Below are 22,466 nucleotides of genomic sequence, written 5' to 3' on the forward strand. Positions count from 1 at the left end.
TCATGCAAAACCGTCGTGGTCTTCTAATCATCCTTTCGTCTCCATCCGGTGCCGGAAAATCGACGCTTTCCAAACGCTTGCGCAATTGGGATCCGTCGATTGAATTCTCTGTATCCGCCACCACACGCAACCCGCGCCCGGGCGAGGTGGACGGCGAAGATTACCATTTCATGACCCAAGAAGACTTTCGCCGCGATGTCGCAAGCGAAGGCATGCTAGAGCACGCCCACGTTTTCGGGAACTTCTACGGCTCACCACGTGGCCCCGTTCAAAAGGCCATTGATGGCGGTCGCGACGTGTTGTTTGACATTGATTGGCAGGGTGCCCAGCAAATCCGCAACTCGGCCCTTGGCCAACACACGCTCTCCATCTTTATCCTACCGCCCAGCATCAAAGAATTGCGTCGCCGGTTAGAAACTCGCAACCAAGACAGCGCCGATACCATCGGCAAACGCATGCAGAAAAGTTGGGACGAGATCAGCCATTGGGGCAGTTACGATCATGTCTTGATCAACGATGACCTCGACCAAACTGAACAAGACCTCAAAGACATCGTAACCGCCACGCGCCTGCGCCGTATTCAACAGCCGCATTTGGTAGACCACGTGCGCAGTCTGCAGCAAGAGTTCGAGGACGGACAATGACGCTATACGCCCTAGATGGAATTGCCCCAGACATCGCCCAAGACAGTTGGATTGCACCAGATGCAAATCTGATTGGAAAGATTGTGGTGGAAGAGGGCGCTTCGGTCTGGTTTGGTTGCACCTTGCGCGGCGACAACGAAGAAATTCGCATTGGAACAGGCTCTAACGTGCAGGAAAACTGTGTTCTGCACACAGACATGGGCTATCCGTTGGTCATCGGGGCCGGTTGCACAATTGGTCACAAAGCCATGCTACACGGCTGCACAATTGGCGAGAATTCTCTGATCGGTATGGGTGCCACCGTTTTGAATGGTGCCAAAATTGGTAAGAATTGCCTCATCGGTGCCAATGCGCTGATCACAGAGGGCAAAGAAATCCCAGATGGCTCTTTGGTCATGGGCGCGCCCGGTAAAGTGGTTCGTCAATTAGACGAAGCCGCAATCGAAGGCCTTCGAAAAAGCGCCATCAATTATCAAAAGAACATGCGCAGATTTAGGGCAGGGCTTGTTTCAGTTTTATGAAGTTCACTGCGCACCCCAAAGGTGCGCTTTACTTTTTCGACATCTTAAACAAGTCTGCGCCTAACGTGACAATGCACAAAAGGCACGCAAATGATTTCCTCGATTTTAAATGCAATTCCGTTGCCCGCGGTTTTCATTGATGCCAATCTCCGCATCCAAGGTGCAAATCCACAGGCCATTGCCTTGCAACCCATCGCAGCCGAACGTCGCACCTTTATTCTGGTCTTTCGACAGCCCGGTCTAAACGCAGCTATCGAAAAATGTCTAAAAACCAAGGAAACGCAGCGTGCATTTTACAGTCACGCAGATGGCGGCCATGAAACTAAATTTCAGGTAAGTTGTTCTTTTGTAAAAATGGGCGACACCATTGGCGTGATGGCCTGCTTTCAAGACATCACCCAACTGGAACAGGCCGGCGAAATCCGGCGTGAATTTGTTGCAAACGTCAGCCACGAGCTAAAAACCCCTTTAACCGCATTGCTTGGTTTCATCGAAACCCTACGCGGCCCAGCAAAGAATGACGCCAGCGCACGAGAACGCTTTCTGGGTATCATGGCATCCGAGGCCAATCGCATGAACCGCCTTGTTGGTGACCTATTGTCACTAAGCCGGGTTGAAGAAGACGCGCGCATGCGTCCAAAGGAAACGATTGATCTGCGGGACATACTATCAACCGTGCGTCGGAACCTAGGCGAGGTGATCAAAGATCGCGGCGCCACGCTGGACTTTCAATTGCCAGACCAGCCAATGACCGTACCCGCCGACCGCGATCAATTGTTGCAAGTCTTTACAAACCTCGTGGAAAACGCCCTGAAGTATGGCGACCGGGACGGCATGGTGACGGTTTCAATGCAAAACGTAGAACGTGACCCCAAGCTTCGTAAACCGACAGTCGTCGTCGCAATTCAGGATACCGGGCCGGGTATAGCGCCCGAACATATCCCACGTCTAACAGAACGGTTTTACCGCATCGACTCACACAGATCGCGTGAGATGGGGGGCACTGGTTTAGGGCTTGCCATTGTAAAACACATCGTGGCCCGCCATCGTGGCCGAATGAAAATCCAAAGCGATCTTGGAGTTGGTAGCAGATTTTCGGTTATTTTACCTAAAACCTAAGAAAATTGCCTTCTGATGCCTTGTGTCATGAAACTGTTACGTTCGTGTCACAAAAGCTTAGTGCGAACACCGTAGTTCCGGCAACGAGGCCGCAACAAACTGCGGCACGAACACTCAGGAGTTATTCTAATGTCTGTAAAACTGACTGCTTCCGCACTGGCGATCGCTGCCGTTGCTGCCACCTCTGCTGCTGCACGCGACCAAGTGCAAGTTGCCGGTTCTTCCACTGTTCTGCCTTACGCTTCGATCGTTGCTGAAGCTTTCGGCGAAAACTTCGATTTCCCAACACCAGTTGTTGAATCAGGCGGTTCTTCTGCTGGCCTAAAGCGCTTCTGCGAAGGCGTTGGTGAAAACACAATCGACATCGCAAACGCATCCCGCGCGATCAAAGACAAAGAGATCAAAGCTTGTGCCGAAAACGGCGTGACTGACATCATCGAAGTTCGCATCGGTTATGATGGCATCGTTTTTGCATCCGACATCAACGGCAACGGTTTTGAATTCACACCAGTTGATTGGTTCAACGCTTTGTCTGACAAAGTGCTGGTGGACGGCAAATTGGTAGCCAACCCAAACAAAACTTGGGCTGACGTAAACGCAGCATTCCCAGCACAGCCTTTGGCAGCCTATATCCCTGGCACAAAGCACGGCACACGCGAAGTCTTCGAAGACAAAGTGATCTTGGCCGGCTGCGAAGAAACTGGCGCATTTGACGTGCTTCTCGCAGGCGCCGAAGGCGACACAGACAAAGCCAAGCACAAAGCGGCTGAAAAAGCATGTATCGCTCTGCGCACAGACGGCGTGTCAGTCGACATCGACGGTGACTACACAGAAACTCTGGCATCCATCGAATCCAACAAAGACGGCATCGGCGTCTTCGGTCTGGCATTCTTCGAGAACAACACCGACAAGCTGCAAGTTGCAACAATGTCCGGCATCGTTCCAACAACAGAGTCCATCGCAACTGGCGAATACCCTGTGTCCCGTCCGCTGTTCTTCTACGTGAAAAAAGCACACATCGGCGTCATCCCAGGTCTGAAAGAATATGCTGAGTTCTTCGTCGCTGACGAAATCGCAGGTTCTGACGGCCCATTGGCAGAATACGGTCTGGTTGCAGATCCAGAGCTGGTGAAAACTCAAGAAGCGGTTTCCGACGAAATCGTCTTGGGCGCAAACATGTAAGCTTCGGCTTATTTCAGAGGGATGGCGGCTTGCGCCGTCCCTCATTTTTTGTTTTTGGACGACCCGAATAATTCCAAAACTTATGGAGCCCCCATGCCTGTCCTTTGGCTCGTGTTGATAATCCTAGCTGTGTCAACGGTTGGCTTCTTCCTAGGAAGAGCACGCGCGTTGTCTTCCGCTGGCGGAGACAGCCGCAATCTACATTCCTTGCCGTCCTATTACGGAACGAATGTCGCCTTTTCCGTACTTGTCCCATCGCTCTTGGTTGTGGCCCTTTGGTCCTTGTTTCAACCAACACTGATCGGAAACGCGGTTGAGTCCCTGATCCCACAAGAGACCATCGCCGAAGGCGCATCTCTTGATCTGGTGATGTCTGATGTGCGCCGTGTGGCAGATGGACTTGGTGTTGCCATCAAACAGGGCGTTATCTCCGCAGAGCAGGTTGCGAATGATCGCATTGATCTTACAGACCTGCGCAGTCGCCTTGGCGAAGTGGGTGTTGCACTGGGGGCTGAAATTCAACCAGCCGTCTTGACCGCCGCCAACGCATATCGCGCAAAAACAGCGACAGGCAACTTGATCATGACAAGCATTGTGTTGCTTCTGGTCGTGACGGGTTTCGCACTATCCTATGGCAAAACTGACAAAGATTATCGAGCCCGCAATGTGGTAGAAAAGGGCATTCTTGTCCTGCTTATGGCGTCAGCCTCTATTGCGATCCTAACGACAATTGGCATCGTGCTGTCGATGGTGTTTGAAACAAAGAACTTCTTTGGCCTTCACAGCTGGACGGACTTCTTCTTCGGCTCAACCTGGGCACCAAACTTCCGCGGTGACTCAGAGCTGTCGATCCTGCCACTGCTATGGGGCACGCTCTATATCTCTCTCGTGGCTTTGATCGTTGCCGTTCCAGTTGGTCTATTCGCGGCGATTTACCTCGCCGAATACGCATCACGTTCGGTGCGCTCTTTCGCGAAACCACTTCTCGAAATTCTCGCTGGCATCCCAACAATCGTTTACGGTCTCTTTGCCCTCATCACCTTCGGCCCGTTCTTGCTAAAGATATTCGGGGACGGCGGGGCACTTGGTGTTGATTGGATGTCTGATGCACGCGCCGTTGCCACAGCCGGCATCGTCATGGGTGTCATGTTGATCCCATTCGTCAGCTCGCTTTCTGACGACATCATCAACTCTGTTCCACAATCCATGCGCGACGGCTCTTACGGTTTGGGCGCAACCAAATCCGAAACCATCAAACAAGTCGTCTTGCCAGCCGCGTTGCCGGGCATCGTCGGCGCAATCTTGTTGGCCGCATCCCGCGCCATCGGCGAGACCATGATTGTGGTCATGGGGGCAGGGGCCATCGCTCGGCTTTCTGTCAATCCGCTCGATGCGTTAACAACCATCACGACCCGTATTGTCAGCCAGCTTACCGGTGACGGAGACTTCTCGTCCCCTGAAACGCTCGTGGCCTTCGCTCTGGGTCTATCTCTCTTCGTCCTTACGCTGGGCTTGAATATTCTCGCCCTCTACATCGTACGCAAATACCGGGAGCAGTACGAATGACCGACGCATCCATCCCAAAATCCGCGCCCAAGACCTCAATCCACGAGATCGACGCGCGTACCAAAAAGCGCAACGCTGCAGAGACCCGCTTCAAAGCTTACGGCATTGCAGCCATCGCCGCCGGTCTTATGATCTTGGCCGTTCTTTTGGTCACAATCATCGGCAACGGCCGCGGCGCATTCACGCAAACCTTTGTGACACTTGATGTTGAACTGCTGGAAAGCAAACTCGACAAAAAAGGCAATCGCAACTTGGACGACATCAAAAAGGTTTCAACCTTTGGCTATGCGCCTTTGATGAAAGAGGCCTTTACCAAAAAGATCGAAGAGATCGGTCTGGAAACATCGCTAAAGTCCAAGAAAATGGCAGGCATCCTGTCAAAATCCGCGGCCGCAGACCTACGTAACTTTGTGATCGCTGATGTCGAACAAATCGGTAAAACCGTGGAATTCACATTCCTCGCGAACAGCCGTGTTGATGGCTACCTAAAAGGCCGCGTCACCCGTGAAAGCATTGCCAACGATAAGAATATCTCAGTTGAGCAACTTGATTTCGTAGATGCGCTGCTTGAAGCAGGCGTGATCGAAAAGCGCTTTAACATCGACTTCATTATCGGTGCAGATGCCTCTGACCAACGCCCCGAAGCTGCGGGCATCGGTGTCGCAATGGCCGGTTCGTTCTTTATGATGATGGTGGTTCTCGCCCTAGCGCTGCCAATCGGTGTGGCGGCATCTATCTACCTTGAAGAATTCGCGCCAAAGAACTGGATCACTGACGTGATCGAGGTCAATATCTCAAACCTCGCAGCGGTGCCGTCCATCGTCTTTGGTATCTTGGGCCTCGCCGTGTTCATCAACTACATGCACCTGCCACAATCCGCACCTTTGGTCGGTGGCCTTGTGTTAACGCTGATGACATTGCCAACGATCATTATCTCAACCCGCGCCTCGCTCAAGGCCGTGCCACCATCCATCCGCGACGCGGCACTGGGTCTGGGTGCCTCCAAGATGCAATCGGTCTTCCACCACGTGCTGCCCCTCGCAGCACCCGGCATCCTGACCGGCACCATCATCGGTCTTGCACAGGCACTTGGTGAAACAGCTCCGCTACTCTTGATCGGCATGATCGGCTTCATTGCATCAAACGCACCATCCGGCATCACCGAAGGCCTCTTGTCGCCAAACTCGGCCATGCCTGCACAAATCTACGAATGGGCCAAACGCGCCGACCCTGCATTCTATGAACGCGCTTGGGGCGGCATTATTATCCTGCTCGTTTTCCTCATCACAATGAACACAATCGCAGTCATCCTGCGCCGCCGCTTCGAACGCCGCTGGTAATCTGGTAAAAGGTTGAAACCCATGTATGACGCAACTCTGGAGAACGACGTGAGCCAGAAAGACATTAAGATCGCTGCGGACAACGTTCAGGTCCACTACGGCGACACCCACGCGATCAAAGACGTCTCCGTCCAGATCCAAGACAAAACAGTCACCGCCTTCATCGGCCCATCTGGCTGCGGTAAGTCGACGTTCCTGCGGACATTGAACCGTATGAACGACACAATCGACATCTGCCGCGTGACAGGCCAAATCCTGCTAGATGGCGAAGACATCTACGACTCCAAAGTGGACCCAGTTCAACTGCGCGCCAAAGTGGGCATGGTGTTCCAAAAGCCAAACCCATTCCCAAAGTCGATCTATGACAACATCGCCTACGGCCCACGCATCCACGGCCTTGCGAACTCCAAAGCGGATCTCGACGTGATCGTCGAAAAATCCCTGCGTCGTGGCGCGATTTGGAACGAGGTCAAAGACCGCCTGCACGAACCAGGCACAGGCCTATCCGGTGGTCAGCAACAGCGCCTGTGCATCGCACGCGCCGTTGCCACAGAACCAGAGGTGCTGCTGATGGACGAGCCGTGCTCAGCCCTTGACCCCATTGCGACCGCACAGGTCGAAGAGCTGATCGATGAGCTGCGCACCAACTACTCCGTTGTCATCGTGACCCACTCGATGCAGCAGGCCGCACGCGTCAGCCAGAAAACCGCATTCTTCCACCTTGGGAACCTCGTAGAATACGATGACACCTCCAAGATTTTCACCAACCCAACCGATGAGCGCACAGAAAGCTACATCACAGGCCGGATCGGGTAAGGACATTTATTATGGTTGATTCTCATATTGTTACAGGCTTTGACCGCGACCTAGAAAGCGTGCAGGCACACATCATGAAAATGGGTGGTCTCGTCGAAGAAGCCATTCTAGAGGCGTCAAAAGCCCTGCGTGAACGTGACGAAGAACTCTCTGAAAAAGTGCGTCAGGCCGACAAAGCCATCGACGCCCTCGAAGAGGTGATCAACGAAGAAGCCTCTCGTATCATCGCCTTGCGCGCACCCACCGCCGTTGACCTACGCGTCATCCTGTCCGTGATGAAAATCGCGGGCAACTTGGAACGCATCGGCGACTACGCGAAAAACATGGCCAAGCGGAACACCGTTTTGGTTCAGATGACACCAGTCGAAGGCTCCCGCGCAGCGCTCGGCCGTATGGCCCGCGAAGTGCAGCTGATGCTCAAGGACGCGTTAGATGCATACATCCAACGCGATGTCGAACTGGCCTATGAAATCCTTGAACGCGACCGCGACATTGATCAAATGTACAACGCCCTGTTCCGCGAATTTTTGACCTTCATGATGGAAGATCCGCGTCACATCACACCCTGTATGCACCTGCATTTCATTGCCAAAAACACAGAACGCATGGGCGACCACGTGACCGCCATCGCAGAACAGGTGATCTACCTCGTAACCGGCTCCATGCCAGACGATGCCCGCCCAAAAGGCGACACGACCTCACGCGATCCTGAAATGTCTGCTCCGCAGTAAGAGACGAAAACAATGTCGACTGATCACCCCAAAGTTCTACTTGTCGAAGATGAACCCGCACAGCGCGAAGTGTTGTCCTACAACCTTCAAGCCGAAGGGTTCGACGTGGTCACAGCCGCTGACGGCGACGAGGCCATGTTGCTAGTGGACGAAGAAGTGCCTGACATCATCGTCCTTGATTGGATGCTGCCCGGCATTTCCGGTATCGAAATTTGCCGTCGTCTAAAATCCAAATCCCAAACCCGCGCAATCCCGGTTCTCATGCTGTCGGCCCGTTCCGAAGAAGTAGACCGTGTGCGCGGCTTGGAAACTGGTGCCGACGATTATGTCGTCAAACCTTATTCGGTTCTTGAATTGATGGCCCGCGTACGCGCCCAACTGCGCCGCGTGCGCCCAGCATCCGTTGGCCAACAGCTTGAATACGAAGACATCATGCTAGACGCAGAAACCCACCGCGTGACACGCGGAAGCGAGCCATTGAAACTCGGCCCAACCGAGTTCCGCTTGCTATCCACATTCATGGAAAAACCAGGCCGCGTCTGGAGCCGTGAACAACTGCTAGATCGGGTCTGGGGCAGGGACATCTACGTCGACAGCCGCACGGTCGACGTTCACGTAGGCCGCCTCCGCAAAGCCCTCTGCGCCAAAGGAGGCCAAGACCCCCTCCGCACCGTCCGCGGCGCAGGCTACGCACTAGGTTAAAGCCACAGATACCGTAGGCCGGGCTTTCAGCCCGGCTTTTCCCGTCGTGGATGTATCATTGACATAACTAAATTGTTATCTGATTAGTATTGTACGCAAAAAATAATTGGACATGACAGTGAAAAAATTTCTTGTTTTAGCGGCCTTAGTTGCCGCAGGTTGCGCACAACAACCAGATCGAATTTCCGCAGTTGATGTAGCTGGCGACCCATATAGAGGCTTCTCTTGCAGTCAACTCAAAGCAGAACACTTGAAAGTATCGCAAAACCTCGAAGCGGCTTCTGCTGATCAGAAAAAGGCAGCAAACGGTGATGTGCTCGGTGTATTCCTGCTTGGCCTCCCAGTTTCCAGCATGAGCGGTAACGACAAAGAAGCGACCATCGCAATTGCAAAGGGTCGCATCAACGAACTAGATCGCAAGATTTTGGCACGTAAGTGTAAGTAAGCATTTTACTGCTTTAGACCTCGCCATAGGGCGGGGTCTTTCCATCAAAAACAGAAAACTGGAGCGGGTAACGGGAATCGAACCCGTAACTAAAGCTTGGGAAGCTGCCGTGATACCTTTTCACCATACCCGCACAAATTTCGATTACCTCGCCTAAACTGGATGCGCAAGCCCATCACAATCATAAACGGCGCAATGTCCTATATTGGTGGGCTATCAACCCCGGCGCCGTCTGCGGCGACCAGAGCCACCACCACCTTCACCACCTGTGTTAAAGCTCACATTGGGTAGGGTGACAATGCTTTCCAAAATCGGAAAAGGTTCTGCCGAATTCGGCATTGCTGAAGCATTCACAAAATGCTCTTGAAAGCGTGGCTCAACGGCGGTTTCGATCTTTTCGATCTCACGCACGGTCTGCTCAATCTCGCGCCGCGCCTCTGTATTCAGCAACGCAATCCGCGCCCCAGTTCCGGCTGCGTTACCCGCACTTGTGACCTTATCCAGCTCGCAATCAGGGATCATTCCCAAAACCATCGCGTGTTTGGCAGAGATATGCGCCCCAAAGGCACCGGCCAGCACCACACGATCCACAGTCGCCGCGCCAAATTTATCCATCAACAACCGCGCTCCGGAATACAGCGCGGCCTTCGCCATCTGAATCGCGCGAATATCTGGGTTGGTCACTGTAATCACCGGACCATCATCCGCTGATCCATCCCACAGCATATAGGCATGGGTCCGTCCGTCCTGAATGCAACGCGCGGTGCCCGTTTGCTCCGCCGAGCCAATCAAGCCAGAGGCATCCAGAATGCCCGCCATCCGCATCTCGGCAATCACTTCAATGATCCCGCTACCGCAGATACCGCCAATGCCAGTGGTCGCAATCGCCTGATCAAATCCCGGCTCATCGGACCAAATGTCAGACCCAATAACGCGGAACCGGGGCTCCTTGGTCACCGGGTCAATCTCGACCCGTTCAATCGCTCCAGGGGCTGCACGTTGCCCCGAGCTAATCTGCGCCCCTTCAAAGGCTGGACCAGTAGGAGAAGAGCAGGCCAAGACCTTGGATGTATTACCTAAAAGGATTTCGGCATTGGTGCCCACATCAACAACCAAGACTAAGTCTTCGGATTTATTCGGAGCCTCAGACAGCGCCACAGCCGCCGCATCCGCACCCACATGTCCGGCAATGCAGGGCAACAGATAAACCCGAGCCGATGGGTGAAGTTCAAGCTGCAAGTCTTTGGCATTCAACGACAAAGCATCACTTGTTGCCAAGGCAAAAGGGGCCTGTCCCAATTCAAACGGATCAACTCCAAGAAACAGGTGATGCATCACTGGATTACAGACAAACACCGCATCCATGACCAAGGTCTTGTCAATCGACGCATCCGTCGTGATCTGATCAAACAAGGCATTCATGCCTTCACGCACAGCCGCCGTCATCTCGGCCGCGCCACCTTTGTTCATCATGCCGTAACTTACGCGGCTCATCAGGTCTTCGCCAAACCGGATTTGCGGGTTCATGATCCCGCTAGAGGCGACAACCTCGCCAGTTTTCAAATCACACAGATGCGCGGCAATGGTGGTCGACCCCAAATCAACGGCAAGACCATAGACGGTCCCATCATAGAAACCCGGCCACAGATGCATGATCCGAGGCGCCAGACCGTCATTGCCATCGTGCACGGCAACGGTGACCTTCCAATCCCCTTTACGCAAAATGGGCTGCATACCCGGCAAAATAGAAAAATCGGCCTTAACGTCTGACAAGTCCCATTGATCCGCCAACGCGGCCTTCAACCGTTCCAAATCACCGGATGGCTTGTGCATGTCAGGCTCTTCGACCTCGACATAATACATCCGCACAGAGGGGTTCATCACAATGTCCCGCGCTTCCGCACGCTTACGCACAACTTGACGATGCACTTGGCTCTCTGGTGGAACGTCAATCACGACATCGCTTTGCACCGTCGCCTGACAGCCCAACCGGCGGCCTGCCTTCAGGCCACGTTTGTCCTGATATCGCTGCTCAACCGAATTCCATTCGCTCAACGCATTCTCCGACACGGTCACCCCGTGCTTTGGGAATTCACCGGCAGAAGGGGTGATCTGACATTTCGAACAAATGCCGCGTCCGCCACAGACGGAATCCAAATCTACGCCCAATTGTCTGGCCGCCGTTAAGATCGGCGTGCCAACCGGGAAATTCCCTCGTTTGCCAGAGGGCGTAAAGATAACCAAAGGATCGCGGCTCATGTGAAGCACCTGTCATTCTGTCGTTATCGCGCGACAATAGGGGCTTTGTTGAAATTGGAAAGGCATCCCGCGGCATTTTGCATTCAATTCCCGGCAAGAATTCCGACTTTGGGGGTTTCCCATCTTAGACAAACATGCAATAGCGAAGCGCCAAACGACCCCACCAAGGAGATGTGTGATGGAGATTCGTGAGGCTCTTACCTTCGACGATGTTTTACTGGTTCCCGGCGCTTCAGATGTGCTGCCAAGCACAGCGGATACACGTACCCGCGTGACCAAATCCATATCGATGAATATCCCCTTGCTCAGCTCGGCGATGGACACCGTAACCGAGGCCCGCATGGCAATCGCCATTGCACAGGCTGGCGGCATTGGCGTGATCCACAAAAACTTGACCGCCGCAGAGCAGGCCGATCAAGTGCGCCGCGTCAAACGCTTTGAAAGCGGCATCGTTTACAACCCGATCACGCTGAAAGCGGACCAAACCTTGGCAGACGCCAAAGATCTACAGGAACGCTACCGTGTCACCGGTTTCCCGGTTGTGGACGACGAAGGCCGCGTTCAGGGCATCGTCACAAACCGCGACATGCGTTTTGCTGAATCTGACGACACACCAGTGTCTGTCATGATGACAACCGATAACCTCGCCATGCTGCAAGAGCCTGCGGATCTGGAAGAGGCCAAAAGCCTGATGCGTGTTCGCCGTATCGAAAAGCTGCTGATCGTGGATGGCGATGGCAAACTGACCGGCTTGCTGACGTTGAAAGACACCGAACAGGCGGTTCTTAATCCAACAGCCTGCAAAGATGACCTCGGACGCCTCCGCGTTGCCGCAGCGACATCCGTGGGCGACAGCGGCTTTGCCCGCACAGAGGCCCTGATTGATGCGGGTGTAGACATTGTCGTGATCGACACGGCTCACGGCCACTCTGCAGGCGTGATCGACGCTGTGAAACGTGTAAAGGCGTTGAACTCTGGCGTGCAGATCATTGCAGGCAACGTCGCAACAGGCGCCGCAACCAAAGCATTGATCGAAGCGGGTGCTGACGCCGTAAAAGTCGGCATCGGCCCGGGCTCCATTTGCACCACTCGTATGGTGGCCGGTGTTGGCGTGCCACAGCTGACCGCAATCATGGATTGCGCAAAGGCAGCCGGCGACGTTCCTGTCATCGCGGATGGCGGTATCAAGTTCTCTGGCGACTTCGCCAAGGCCATCGCCGCGGGCGCATCTTGCGCTATGGTTGGCAGCATGATCGCGGGCACCGATGAATCTCCGGGCGAGGTGATCCTGTACAACGGCCGTTCCTATAAATCCTATCGCGGCATGGGCTCTTTGGGTGCCATGGCACGCGGGTCAGCCGATCGCTATTTCCAAAAAGACGCCGCCAGCGACAAACTGGTCCCAGAAGGCATCGAAGGTCAGGTGGCCTACAAAGGTTCAGCCGGCAACGTGATCCACCAACTGGTGGGCGGTCTGCGCGCAGCGATGGGCTACACAGGTAATGCAACTGTCGAAGACATGCGCAAGAACTGCAACTTCGTTAAAATCACCGGTGCCGGCTTGAAAGAAAGCCACGTTCACGATGTGCAAATCACACGTGAATCTCCAAACTATAGGGTTGGCTAAATGACACCTGCGGCGCGCGTTCAGACAGCTATTGAGCTGCTCGATAAAATCATTGAAGGCGCGCCAGCAGAACGCACCCTAACCAATTGGGCCCGCAGCTCTCGATTTGCGGGTTCCAAAGATCGCGCCGCCATCCGCGATCATGTCTTTGACGTATTACGCCAGAAAAACACCTGTGCCGCTCTAGGTAACGGGCAGGGCGGTCGTTCCCTGATGATCGGCCTTTTACGCAAACAAGGCGTTGATCCCGCAGATTTATTCACCGGTCCACCCTATGCTGCAGACCCGCTAACGGATGATGAACAAACAGCAGGCGACGCAACTGATGTTGTCGATCAGGCCGACTGGCTTGTTCCGCATTTGACTGCGGCCTTGGGGGATGACTTTGCGCAAGTCGAACAGCTCATGCGCAACCGTGCGCCGGTCATCGTGCGTGCAAACCTGCGCAAGAACGACTGCGCAACCGCCATCGAAGAGCTGAAAGAAGAAGCCATCATAGGCATTCCACACCCAGCCAGCGAAAGCGCCATTGAAATCACAGAAAACCCGCGCCGGATCAAAAACAGCGACTCCTACAAAGACGGCCTTGTCGAACTGCAAGACGCCGCCAGCCAAGCCGCAATTGAATTATTGCCACTGACTGACGACATGCGCGTTCTGGATTATTGCGCCGGTGGCGGTGGCAAACTGCTTGCTATGGCGGGCCGAAGCCATGCTGAATTCTTCGCACATGACGCCATTGAAAGCCGCCTAAAGGACCTTACAGACCGCACCTATCGCGCTGGCATCAAAGCAAAAATTCTTAAGACCGCCGAAATTAGCGACGCAGCCCCATTTGACCTTATTTTCTGCGATGTCCCATGCTCTGGCAGCGGCACATGGCGACGCGATCCCGCCGCTAAATGGGCACTGACCCAATCTGATCTGGACGAAGTTGTCGCCCTCCAACAAGACATCCTACAAGAAGCCGCAGCCCATGTGCGCCCGGGCGGCTATCTCGCTTATGCGACCTGTTCGTTTCTAAATCAGGAAAACGCAGAGCAAATTGATGCCTTCCTCGCGCAAAATAGCGGTTGGACCCAGCAATATCGCAAAAGCTGGACACCTTTGGATGGCTGCGATGGTTTCTTCACCGCATTGCTACAAGCGCCACTCGCCTAATTTTCGAAAATAGATTGTTGATTTTCAACCTAAAGGGGAATTATCCTCTTTGGGAATTGTTAATATATTTTTGAAACCTTTGCCTCGGCTTACTAGTCGGAAAGGAATTGTCCTTGTGACGGCGCCCGGATCGCAATTATTCGTACCTAAACATCAACGCAGCATTCCCAAACGCTTAGCGCTCGGGTTGTTCTCTGCACTCATCGTATTTCTCAGCTACCAACTCGCTCTGCTTTTTTCCAAAGATCCCGCAACACCGATTTGGGCAGCTGGCGGCATTGTTGTTGCAATGGCCATAACCGCATCGCTTAAAGTCTTTCGAAAATCCGCGACACAACGCGCGACTGAAACGGTAGCACTGGCCATCGCACATGATAAATCCCCGCGTCTAATCGCAAGCAGCACCGGCGCGATCCTGCACAAGAACCCCGCAGCCTATGATGCCATGATGCTTGGCGAAACCATCACCGAAGTGATGAACGGCCAGATGCTGGACAGCGAGAATTTGATCAATCGCCTGCAAGAGGCCGCAGGTTTTGATGGCCATATTTCCGAACGCATCCTCACGCGCCTTGGCTCATTCGTTCTAGACGTCGCCCAACTAGAGCAGGGGCTTTTCCTTTGGTCGATCACCCCGCGCAATGGCACCGATTCACACTCCGAATCCGGCCCCATCATTCCCATGCTCACAGCCGCGTCCAGCGGTACAATCCTCTTCATGAACGCCGCCGCCCGTACCTTTCTGGGCGAGCGTAAAACCAAGCTATCAGATGTCTTTCAAAAGGACATTCTAAACGCTTCTGATATGAATGTGGTGCATACGAGCACGGGCATATCCAACTGCTTTATAATGGAAAAAGCCCTGAGCGGGGGGCGGCGTGAAATCTATATCGTGCCCGCCCAAGATCATGAAATCCCCAACACGGGCCTTTCATTCGAAGACCTGCCAGTGCCCATTCTAAAGACAAACGTGAATGGTGACATCTTAATGGTAAACAGCCTCGCTCGTCATTTATTGGGTGAAACACTAGCACAGGCCCATCACCTCTCTGACGTGATGGAGGGTTTGGGCCGCCCCTTGCGCGACTGGCTCACCGAAGCCGCCGCAGGCCGCGCCCAAAGCCTAACCGAATTCCTACGCCTCAAACGCGACGATCGCGAAGCCTATATGCAGGTCACCCTTGGCCGTTTATCCGACGGTCAGGAAACCGCGCTCTTTGCCGTCATCAACGACGCAACAGAGCTAAAAACGCTAGAGGCGCAGTTTGTCCAAAGCCAAAAGATGCAGGCTATCGGCCAACTTGCCGGCGGTGTGGCACATGATTTCAACAACCTATTAACCGCCATCTCTGGCCACTGCGATTTGTTGCTACTGCGCCATGACGAAGACGACCCAGATTATGCCGACCTCACGCAAATCTATCAAAACGCCAACCGCGCCGCAGCGCTGGTGGGTCAACTTCTGGCCTATTCACGCAAGCAAACACTCCGGCCTGTCACGCTCGATTTGCGCGACTCTCTCTCTAATCTCAGTCGGTTACTCAATCGGCTGGTGGGCGAGAGAATCCGCCTCAAAGTCCAGCATGAGCCAAACCTAAAACCCATCAATGTGGATCGCCAGCAGTTCGAACAGGTCATGATGAACCTTGTGGTGAACGCCCGCGATGCGATGCCAGATGGCGGTGACATTGAAATCACATCCGAAAACCTTTGCCTTTCTGCCCCTCTAAGTCGCGATAACGCCGTCGTGCCCTGTGGCGATTACGTCAGCGTGTGCGTCATTGATCATGGCACCGGCATTTCGGACGATAAGAAAAGCAAAGTCTTTGAACCCTTCTACACCACCAAACGCACGGGCGAGGGCACCGGTCTTGGCCTCTCCACAGCCTATGGAATCGTCAAACAATCCGGTGGTTTCATCTTTTTAGACAGCGTCGTCGATCAAGGCACAACGTTCAGGCTTTACTTCCCAGCCAGCGACAGCAAAGCAGAGGCCACACAAAACGCCCCAAAACCCATCAAAGAAGCCACGCCACCCCAAGAGGGCGTCGTTTTACTGGTAGAGGACGAAGCACCAGTACGCGCCTTTGCCTCTCGCGCCCTGCGTCTCAAAGGCCTCACCGTGCTAGAGGCCGACTGCGCCGAAAACGCGTTAACCATGCTCGAAGATCCGTCACTCAACATCGACCTATTCGTGTCAGACGTGATCATGCCTGGCATGGATGGCCCAACCTGGGTCAAACAGGCCCGCGAAATCCGGCCTGATACACGGGTCATCTTTATGTCTGGCTACGCCGAAGAAAGCTTTGCCGAAATCAACGGCACTTTGGATAACTCTATGTTCCTACCCAAACCATTTTCACTGGCAGAGCTTTCAACAGCAGTCGAACAGCAAATCGCGCAATCACGGGATGCTTTGGTATAGCTCGAACTCGTCCCGCCGAACGTCATGCAAATGGGCCAGAACCTCAGCAGAGGGCGCAAGTTCCATCTTGGGCGACACATTCCGACGCTCTAATGCGATCTTGCGATCCAACCGGTCCTCTAAAAATCCAAGAATCGACTCCTGATCTTCATAGCGAAACAGGTGATTAACCTTGGTGCCATTTGGCCGAGGCTCCAGAAACTTGGCCTGACTGCCCACATTCGCAAAGGGTTTGCGGTCCTCTTTGCAATATTCCATCAAAAACTCATCAAAACTGACATGTTCGGTAGAGGTGCGCTTACCCTTAATGAAATCCCGGCGGCGATACCGATACCAACTGCTTAACCAAGACACCGGTTCACGCATGATCGCCATGGTTTCCATACCGTCTTCTTTGCAGGCTTTTTCGAACATAGGCCGAAAAAAACGGTTATAGCGGAACAAAGGCGCATGTTTCAGCTCGGGTGGATCATTCACCACAATATCGGCCTGTGGCCCCAAAACCTCAGCCAAAGCGGTTGTTCCGGTTTTTGGAACAGCCAAAATCACCAGTTTTTGTTTCCAGAAAACAAGCATTTACGCGCCTCAATCACATTTTTCGTATTATTCGCCAACCTAAACTAACGTTTAACCAATGTCCGAAAAAGTAGGGTGTGAAAGAAAATTCTTGAAATGTTCTTGTTTTGATCTCATAAGAAAAAGAACAAGACCAGAACAAAGCCACTCATTGCCGCATCCGTGCGGGTGTGGAATAAGGAGGGCAACCTAATGGCAACGGCAGATTTATTAAACATGAGCAGCAAAAGCAGCAAAGCGTCCGCAGATAAACAAAAAGCGCTAGACAGCGCTTTGGCCCAGATCGAGCGTCAGTTCGGTAAGGGCTCTATTATGAAGCTGGGTGACGGCGCGATCACAGAGATTGAAGCGACCTCAACAGGCTCCCTCGGCCTTGATATCGCATTGGGAATCGGTGGTCTTCCAAAGGGGCGGATCATTGAAATCTACGGCCCGGAAAGCTCCGGTAAAACCACGCTGACCCTGCACTGCGTTGCAGAAGAGCAGAAAAAAGGCGGCGTTTGCGCCTTTGTGGATGCCGAGCACGCGCTTGACCCACAATACGCAAAGAAACTTGGCGTTGATCTGGACGAGCTGCTGATTTCGCAGCCTGACACCGGCGAGCAAGCGCTTGAAATCGTTGATACCTTGGTGCGTTCCGGCGCGGTAAACATGGTTGTCGTTGACTCAGTTGCGGCTCTAACACCAAAATCCGAACTCGAAGGCGACATGGGCGACAGCAACGTTGGCGTTCAGGCCCGCTTGATGAGCCAAGCCATGCGGAAATTGACCGGTTCGATCAGCCGCTCAAACTGTATGGTAATCTTCATCAACCAAATCCGGATGAAAATCGGCGTTATGTTCGGCTCACCAGAAACCACAACCGGTGGTAACGCGCTGAAATTCTACAGTTCTGTACGCCTCGACATCCGCCGCATCGGCGCGTTGAAAGACCGCGACGAAGTGGTCGGCAACGCCACCCGCGTGAAAGTCGTGAAAAACAAAGTCGCACCGCCGTTCAAACAAGTTGAATTCGACATCATGTATGGCGAAGGCATCTCTAAGATGGGTGAATTGCTCGATCTCGGTGTCAAAGCTGGCATCGTCGATAAATCCGGCAGCTGGTTCAGCTATGGGGACGAACGCATCGGGCAGGGCCGTGAAAACGCCAAAACCTTCTTGCGCGAAAACACCCGCATGGCACTTGAAATCGAGGATAAAATCCGCGGCGCCCACGGTCTAGATTTCGAAATGCCCAAAGGCGAAGACGACAACGACGCGCTCGTCGAAAGCTAAGTTTAGCGAAATTTTGAACAAAGGCCGTGCCGGAAAGCGCGGCCTTTGTCACATCTACCTAACAGCAACAGTGGACACCTTTGCAGGACAGGGCTAAACCGTTCAGGAAACGTTAAATTCCGCCAGAAAGCCCGTTGTATGCCAAGCTTAAACGACATCCGGTCGACCTTCCTGAACTACTTTGAAAAACAGGGCCACACAATTGTGCCCTCTAGCCCTCTTGTGCCACGCAACGATCCCACGTTGATGTTCACAAACTCAGGCATGGTTCAGTTCAAAAACGCCTTCACCGGCGTTGAAACCCGCGACTACGTCCGCGCCACAAGCTCGCAAAAATGCGTCCGTGCCGGCGGCAAGCACAACGATCTGGACAACGTCGGCTACACAGCCCGCCACCACACATTTTTCGAAATGCTCGGCAACTTCTCTTTTGGGGATTACTTCAAACACCAAGCAATCCCATTCGCATGGGAGCTGATCACCAAAGAATTCGGCATTCCAAAAGAAAAGCTCTACGTCACCGTCTATCACACCGATGACGAAGCCTATGACATCTGGAAGAAAATCGGCGTTCCAGAAGAGCGGATCATCCGCATCGCGACATCAGATAACTTCTGGCAAATGGGCCCAACCGGCCCATGTGGTCCATGCACCGAAATCTTCTATGACCACGGCGAACACATCTGGGGCGGCCCTCCAGGTTCCCCAGAAGAAGACGGCGATCGTTTCATCGAAATCTGGAACCTCGTTTTCATGCAAAACGAAAAGTTCGAAGACGGCTCCATGATCGATCTGGACATGCAGTCCATCGACACCGGCATGGGCCTAGAGCGCATCGGCGCGTTGCTGCAGGGCAGCCACGACAACTACGACACCGACTTGATGAAATCGCTCATCGAAGCCTCCGCACATGCCACATCCGTTGATCCATATGGCGATAAAAACGTGCACCACCGCGTCATCGCCGATCACCTGCGCTCGACATCCTTCCTAATTGCTGACGGCGTCATGCCATCCAACGACGGCCGCGGCTACGTTCTGCGCCGCATCATGCGCCGCGCCATGCGTCACGCGCACCTCTTGGGCGCGAAAGACCCGGTCATGCACCAATTGGTTCCAGCACTCGTTGGCCAAATGGGCGCCGCATATCCAGAACTCGGCCAAGCACAATCCTTGATCGAAGAAACGCTGAAACTCGAAGAAACCCGTTTCAAGCAAACCCTTGATCGCGGCCTAAAACTGCTGGACGACGAAGTCACCGGCCTCGCCGAAGGCGCACCACTTCCAGGTGCCGCGGCCTTCAAACTCTATGACACATACGGCTTCCCACTCGACCTGACCCAAGACGCGCTGCGTGAAAAGGGCCTAGAGGTGGACACAGACGGATTTGACTCCGCTATGGCCGAACAAAAAGCCAAAGCCCGCGCCGCATGGTCCGGTTCCGGCGAAGCCGCCGACAGCACCATCTGGTTCGACATCGTTGACGAACACGGCACAACCGACTTCCTCGGCTATGACACCGAAACTGCCGAAGGCCAGATCGTGGCCCTCGTCGCAGAGGGCGAACAAACTGACAAAGCCACCGGCAAGGTTCAGATCATCCTGAACCAAACCCCGTTCTATGCGGAATCCGGCGGTCAGGTTGGCGATACTGGCGAGATCAAAACCGACACTGGCACAGCCAAGATCACCGACACCAAAAAAGCCCAAGGCGTGTTCATTCACATCGCTGAAATCACCGAGGGTGAAATCACCAAAGGGCAGGGCGCACAACTAACTGTGTCAAACGCGCGCCGCTCTGCGATCCGCGCCAATCACTCTGCAACCCACCTGCTGCACGAAGCCCTGCGCAACGCGCTTGGCGATCACGTCGCACAGCGTGGTTCCTTGAATGCAGAGGATCGTCTTCGCTTTGACTTCAGCCATGCCAAAGGCCTCACCGCCGAAGAACTGGCGCAGGTGTCAAGCGAGGTAAACGAATACATCCGTCAAAACACCCCGGTCGAAACCCGCATTATGACCCCAGACGACGCCCGCGCCATTGGCGCGCAGGCCTTGTTTGGCGAAAAATACGGTGACGAAGTACGCGTCGTTTCCATGGGCCGCGCCGACACCGGCAAGGGCTTGGATGGCGACACTTACTCGCTTGAACTCTGCGGCGGTACGCATGTCAAACAAACTGGTGACATCGGCTCTTTCGTCCTACTGGGCGATAGCGCATCCTCCTCTGGCGTGCGCCGGATCGAGGCCCTAACAGGGGCCGCAGCCGAGGCGCACACAGCCGCCGAAGCAGCACGCCTTGGCGATGTTCTGGCCTTGCTCAAAGCGCAGCCAACCGATGTGGTTGACCGTGTCAAAGGCCTGATGGACGAACGCAAAGCCCTACAAAACGAGGTCGCGCAACTACGCCGCGAACTCGCGATGTCTGGCGGTGCAGGCCAAGGTGGCGGCGCAGAAGCCAAAGAAATCAACGGTGTAAAGTTCGTAGCTCAAGTTCTCTCTGGCGTCTCTGGCCGCGATCTTCCAGCGCTGATTGATGAGCATAAATCCCGCATCGAAAGCGGCGCGGTGCTGTTGATCGCTGATGCAGACGGCAAAGCCGCCGTCGCAGCTGGCGTCACCAAAGACCTCATCGACAAAGTCAAAGCCCCCGATCTGGTTCGCGCAGCGGTCGTAGAACTCGGCGGCAAAGGCGGCGGTGGTCGTCCTGACATGGCCCAAGGTGGCGCCAAGTCCACCGAAAACGCGGATGCCGCAATCGCAGCCGCTGAAAAAGTGCTAGAGGCGTAAATGCCAGCGCTCTGGATCAGCCACGTCGACGTCTCTGATCCAGAGGCCTACGCCGAATACGCAAAACGCGCCGTTCCCGTGATTGAAAACGGGGGCGGCACTTTCATCGCCCGAGGTGCCGAATTCGCCACGCTCGAGGGCACAGAATGGCAACGCCACACGATCGTAAAGTTCCCCGATCTCGCCACCGCACAGGCTTGCTATAGCAGCCCAGCCTACCAAGAGGCCGTCACATTTGCAGACGGCGCCTCAACCCGCAGCCTGACCATTATTGAGGTATCAGACTAGCCAAAGGACCCCATTTGTTTATTCGATTTGTATGTGCAAACCCAATTTCGGGTATGGATGCCAGAGCTGGATTTTTTGATGCAGCCTACGAACTGCGTTATTCGGATCGCCTCGATGAATTGTCCGCAGACTATCTAGAAGCACAATTATCGTGGTTTCGTGAAAATCTGACAATCCCCAAGAAATTCTCCCGGTCAAAACAAGCGCATCGGCAAAAGCAAACGACGCGTGGCCTTAGTTGGTACAAGCACGATGCACATGAACACATCTCTAAGTCATGGGAATTAATCGAATTTCTCAAAATTTGGGGCTACGGCATAGACGTCCTGACGACCGATCACGTTGGCTTCATTTTGTATGAAGATAAACTTCAGGTCGTCGCAGATCCATTCAACGATACCCCCCGTTGAACCCGTTATTGCCAGCTGCCCCTGAAATACGCCATGCTGGGCCTGTATTTCGAAAGGACACCCCATGCCCATCGGAGCCTTTTCCGTCAGCCTCTCGGTCAAAGACCTCGCTCAATCCATCGCGTTCTACAAAACCCTTGGATTTCAATCCCACCACGACATGTCCGAACACGGCTTTGCCATCCTGAAAAACGGCGATGCCGTCATTGGCCTGTTCCAAGGCATGTTCGAGGGCAATCTCCTCACCTTTAATCCCGGCTGGGACCAAAACGCCCAACCCCAAGAAACCTTCGAAGACGTACGTGACCTCCAAGATCGCCTAAAAGCCGCAGGCCTTTTTATCGAAGTGCCAACTGATCCACTCGGCACAGGCCCTGCCAGCATCACGGTCACGGATCCTGACGGCAATAAAATCCTCATCGACCAACACGTCGACAAACCCAAATAAAAAAGGGCACCCAAAGGCACCCTTTTTCTTGATCAAAATACCTCGGGGTGTGGGGGGGCGCCCCCCCCAACCCATAACCGAAAGACTTAGCGGGGCGCGTCCGCGCATGCGGGGGGAGGTTAAGCGTAAGTTAAAGCCCCG

Annotated in this window: 20 protein-coding genes and 1 tRNA gene; 18 read left to right on the forward strand and 3 right to left on the reverse strand. The window is 54.0% G+C overall.

What is annotated here, in order from left to right:
• Positions 1-2 precede the first annotated feature (2 nt).
• The 10 genes from gmk to Q4544_RS11040 all read left to right on the forward strand — a co-directional run bounded on the left by gmk (position 3) and on the right by Q4544_RS11040 (position 9,066).
• The gene (gene gmk, locus Q4544_RS10995) at positions 3-644 is read left to right on the forward strand and encodes a guanylate kinase (protein WP_303506205.1); all 642 of its coding nucleotides are present in this window, start codon (positions 3-5) and stop codon (positions 642-644) included.
• Complete coding sequence (locus Q4544_RS11000; RefSeq protein ID WP_303506207.1) at positions 641-1,165, forward strand: gamma carbonic anhydrase family protein; 525 nt, start codon at positions 641-643, stop codon at positions 1,163-1,165. Before gmk ends, Q4544_RS11000 begins: the two co-directional genes overlap by 4 nt.
• Positions 1,166-1,255: 90 nt before the next feature.
• Complete coding sequence (locus Q4544_RS11005) at positions 1,256-2,284, forward strand: ATP-binding protein (protein WP_303506209.1); 1,029 nt, start codon at positions 1,256-1,258, stop codon at positions 2,282-2,284.
• A gap of 129 nt (positions 2,285-2,413) precedes the next feature.
• Positions 2,414-3,466: a substrate-binding domain-containing protein gene (locus Q4544_RS11010; RefSeq protein ID WP_303506211.1), complete on the forward strand. Its 1,053-nt coding sequence runs from the start codon at positions 2,414-2,416 to the stop codon at positions 3,464-3,466.
• Positions 3,467-3,559: 93 nt separating this feature from the next.
• Complete coding sequence (pstC, locus tag Q4544_RS11015; protein ID WP_303506213.1) at positions 3,560-5,032, forward strand: phosphate ABC transporter permease subunit PstC; 1,473 nt, start codon at positions 3,560-3,562, stop codon at positions 5,030-5,032.
• Positions 5,029-6,372, forward strand: coding sequence for a phosphate ABC transporter permease PstA (pstA, locus tag Q4544_RS11020; protein WP_303506214.1), 1,344 nt, complete (start codon positions 5,029-5,031; stop codon positions 6,370-6,372). Before pstC ends, pstA begins: the two co-directional genes overlap by 4 nt.
• 21 nt (positions 6,373-6,393) lie before the next feature.
• Positions 6,394-7,188 carry a phosphate ABC transporter ATP-binding protein PstB gene (pstB, locus tag Q4544_RS11025; RefSeq protein WP_303506216.1) on the forward strand — a complete coding sequence of 265 codons (795 nt, stop codon included), beginning with the start codon at positions 6,394-6,396 and terminating at the stop codon, positions 7,186-7,188.
• 11 nt (positions 7,189-7,199) lie between these two features.
• The gene (phoU, locus tag Q4544_RS11030; RefSeq protein WP_303506218.1) at positions 7,200-7,919 is read left to right on the forward strand and encodes a phosphate signaling complex protein PhoU; all 720 of its coding nucleotides are present in this window, start codon (positions 7,200-7,202) and stop codon (positions 7,917-7,919) included.
• Between the two features lie 12 nt (positions 7,920-7,931).
• Positions 7,932-8,621: a phosphate regulon transcriptional regulator PhoB gene (gene phoB / locus Q4544_RS11035; protein ID WP_303506220.1), complete on the forward strand. Its 690-nt coding sequence runs from the start codon at positions 7,932-7,934 to the stop codon at positions 8,619-8,621.
• Between the two features lie 118 nt (positions 8,622-8,739).
• Positions 8,740-9,066: a hypothetical protein gene (locus tag Q4544_RS11040; protein WP_407063041.1), complete on the forward strand. Its 327-nt coding sequence runs from the start codon at positions 8,740-8,742 to the stop codon at positions 9,064-9,066.
• 59 nt (positions 9,067-9,125) lie between these two features.
• On the opposite strand, the gene Q4544_RS11045 is transcribed toward Q4544_RS11040, so the two are convergent.
• Positions 9,126-9,199: transfer RNA gene (locus tag Q4544_RS11045), tRNA-Gly, on the reverse strand.
• Between the two features lie 83 nt (positions 9,200-9,282).
• Entirely contained in the window at positions 9,283-11,325 is a 2,043-nt protein-coding gene (locus tag Q4544_RS11050) for an ASKHA domain-containing protein (protein ID WP_303506224.1), read from the reverse strand.
• 178 nt (positions 11,326-11,503) lie between these two features.
• Between Q4544_RS11050 and guaB the strand changes: the two genes are divergently transcribed.
• The 3 genes from guaB (at position 11,504) to Q4544_RS11065 (ending at position 16,538) form a co-directional block, all read left to right on the forward strand.
• Positions 11,504-12,952, forward strand: a complete 1,449-nt coding sequence (gene guaB / locus Q4544_RS11055; protein WP_303506226.1) for an IMP dehydrogenase — start codon at positions 11,504-11,506, stop codon at positions 12,950-12,952.
• Entirely contained in the window at positions 12,953-14,113 is a 1,161-nt protein-coding gene (locus Q4544_RS11060) for an RsmB/NOP family class I SAM-dependent RNA methyltransferase (protein ID WP_303506228.1), read from the forward strand.
• A 115-nt stretch (positions 14,114-14,228) separates the two neighbouring features.
• Positions 14,229-16,538, forward strand: coding sequence for an ATP-binding protein (locus Q4544_RS11065; RefSeq protein WP_303506230.1), 2,310 nt, complete (start codon positions 14,229-14,231; stop codon positions 16,536-16,538).
• Here the strand turns inward: Q4544_RS11065 and Q4544_RS11070 are convergent.
• On the reverse strand, positions 16,518-17,114 hold the full coding sequence (locus Q4544_RS11070) for a gamma-glutamyl kinase (protein ID WP_303506232.1): 597 nt from the start codon (positions 17,112-17,114) through the stop codon (positions 16,518-16,520). The two genes, Q4544_RS11065 and Q4544_RS11070, sit on opposite strands and share 21 nt — an antisense overlap.
• Positions 17,115-17,306: 192 nt before the next feature.
• Here Q4544_RS11070 and recA point away from each other — a divergent pair, with 192 nt between their 5' ends.
• From recA to Q4544_RS11095, 5 genes are all read left to right on the forward strand, one after another.
• Entirely contained in the window at positions 17,307-18,389 is a 1,083-nt protein-coding gene (gene recA, locus Q4544_RS11075; RefSeq protein WP_303506234.1) for a recombinase RecA, read from the forward strand.
• Positions 18,390-18,527: 138 nt separating this feature from the next.
• Positions 18,528-21,179 carry an alanine--tRNA ligase gene (alaS, locus tag Q4544_RS11080; RefSeq protein WP_303506236.1) on the forward strand — a complete coding sequence of 884 codons (2,652 nt, stop codon included), beginning with the start codon at positions 18,528-18,530 and terminating at the stop codon, positions 21,177-21,179.
• Positions 21,180-21,467 (forward strand): DUF1330 domain-containing protein, encoded by a 288-nt coding sequence (locus Q4544_RS11085; protein ID WP_303506238.1) that lies wholly within the window; start codon positions 21,180-21,182, stop codon positions 21,465-21,467.
• Positions 21,468-21,481: 14 nt separating this feature from the next.
• Positions 21,482-21,877, forward strand: coding sequence for a hypothetical protein (locus tag Q4544_RS11090; RefSeq protein WP_303506240.1), 396 nt, complete (start codon positions 21,482-21,484; stop codon positions 21,875-21,877).
• 64 nt (positions 21,878-21,941) lie between these two features.
• Positions 21,942-22,325: a VOC family protein gene (locus tag Q4544_RS11095; RefSeq protein ID WP_303506242.1), complete on the forward strand. Its 384-nt coding sequence runs from the start codon at positions 21,942-21,944 to the stop codon at positions 22,323-22,325.
• The last annotated feature ends 141 nt before the right edge of the window (positions 22,326-22,466 follow it).

The sequence above is a fragment of the Cognatishimia sp. 1_MG-2023 genome (assembly GCF_030548175.1).
Lineage (GTDB): Bacteria > Pseudomonadota > Alphaproteobacteria > Rhodobacterales > Rhodobacteraceae > Cognatishimia.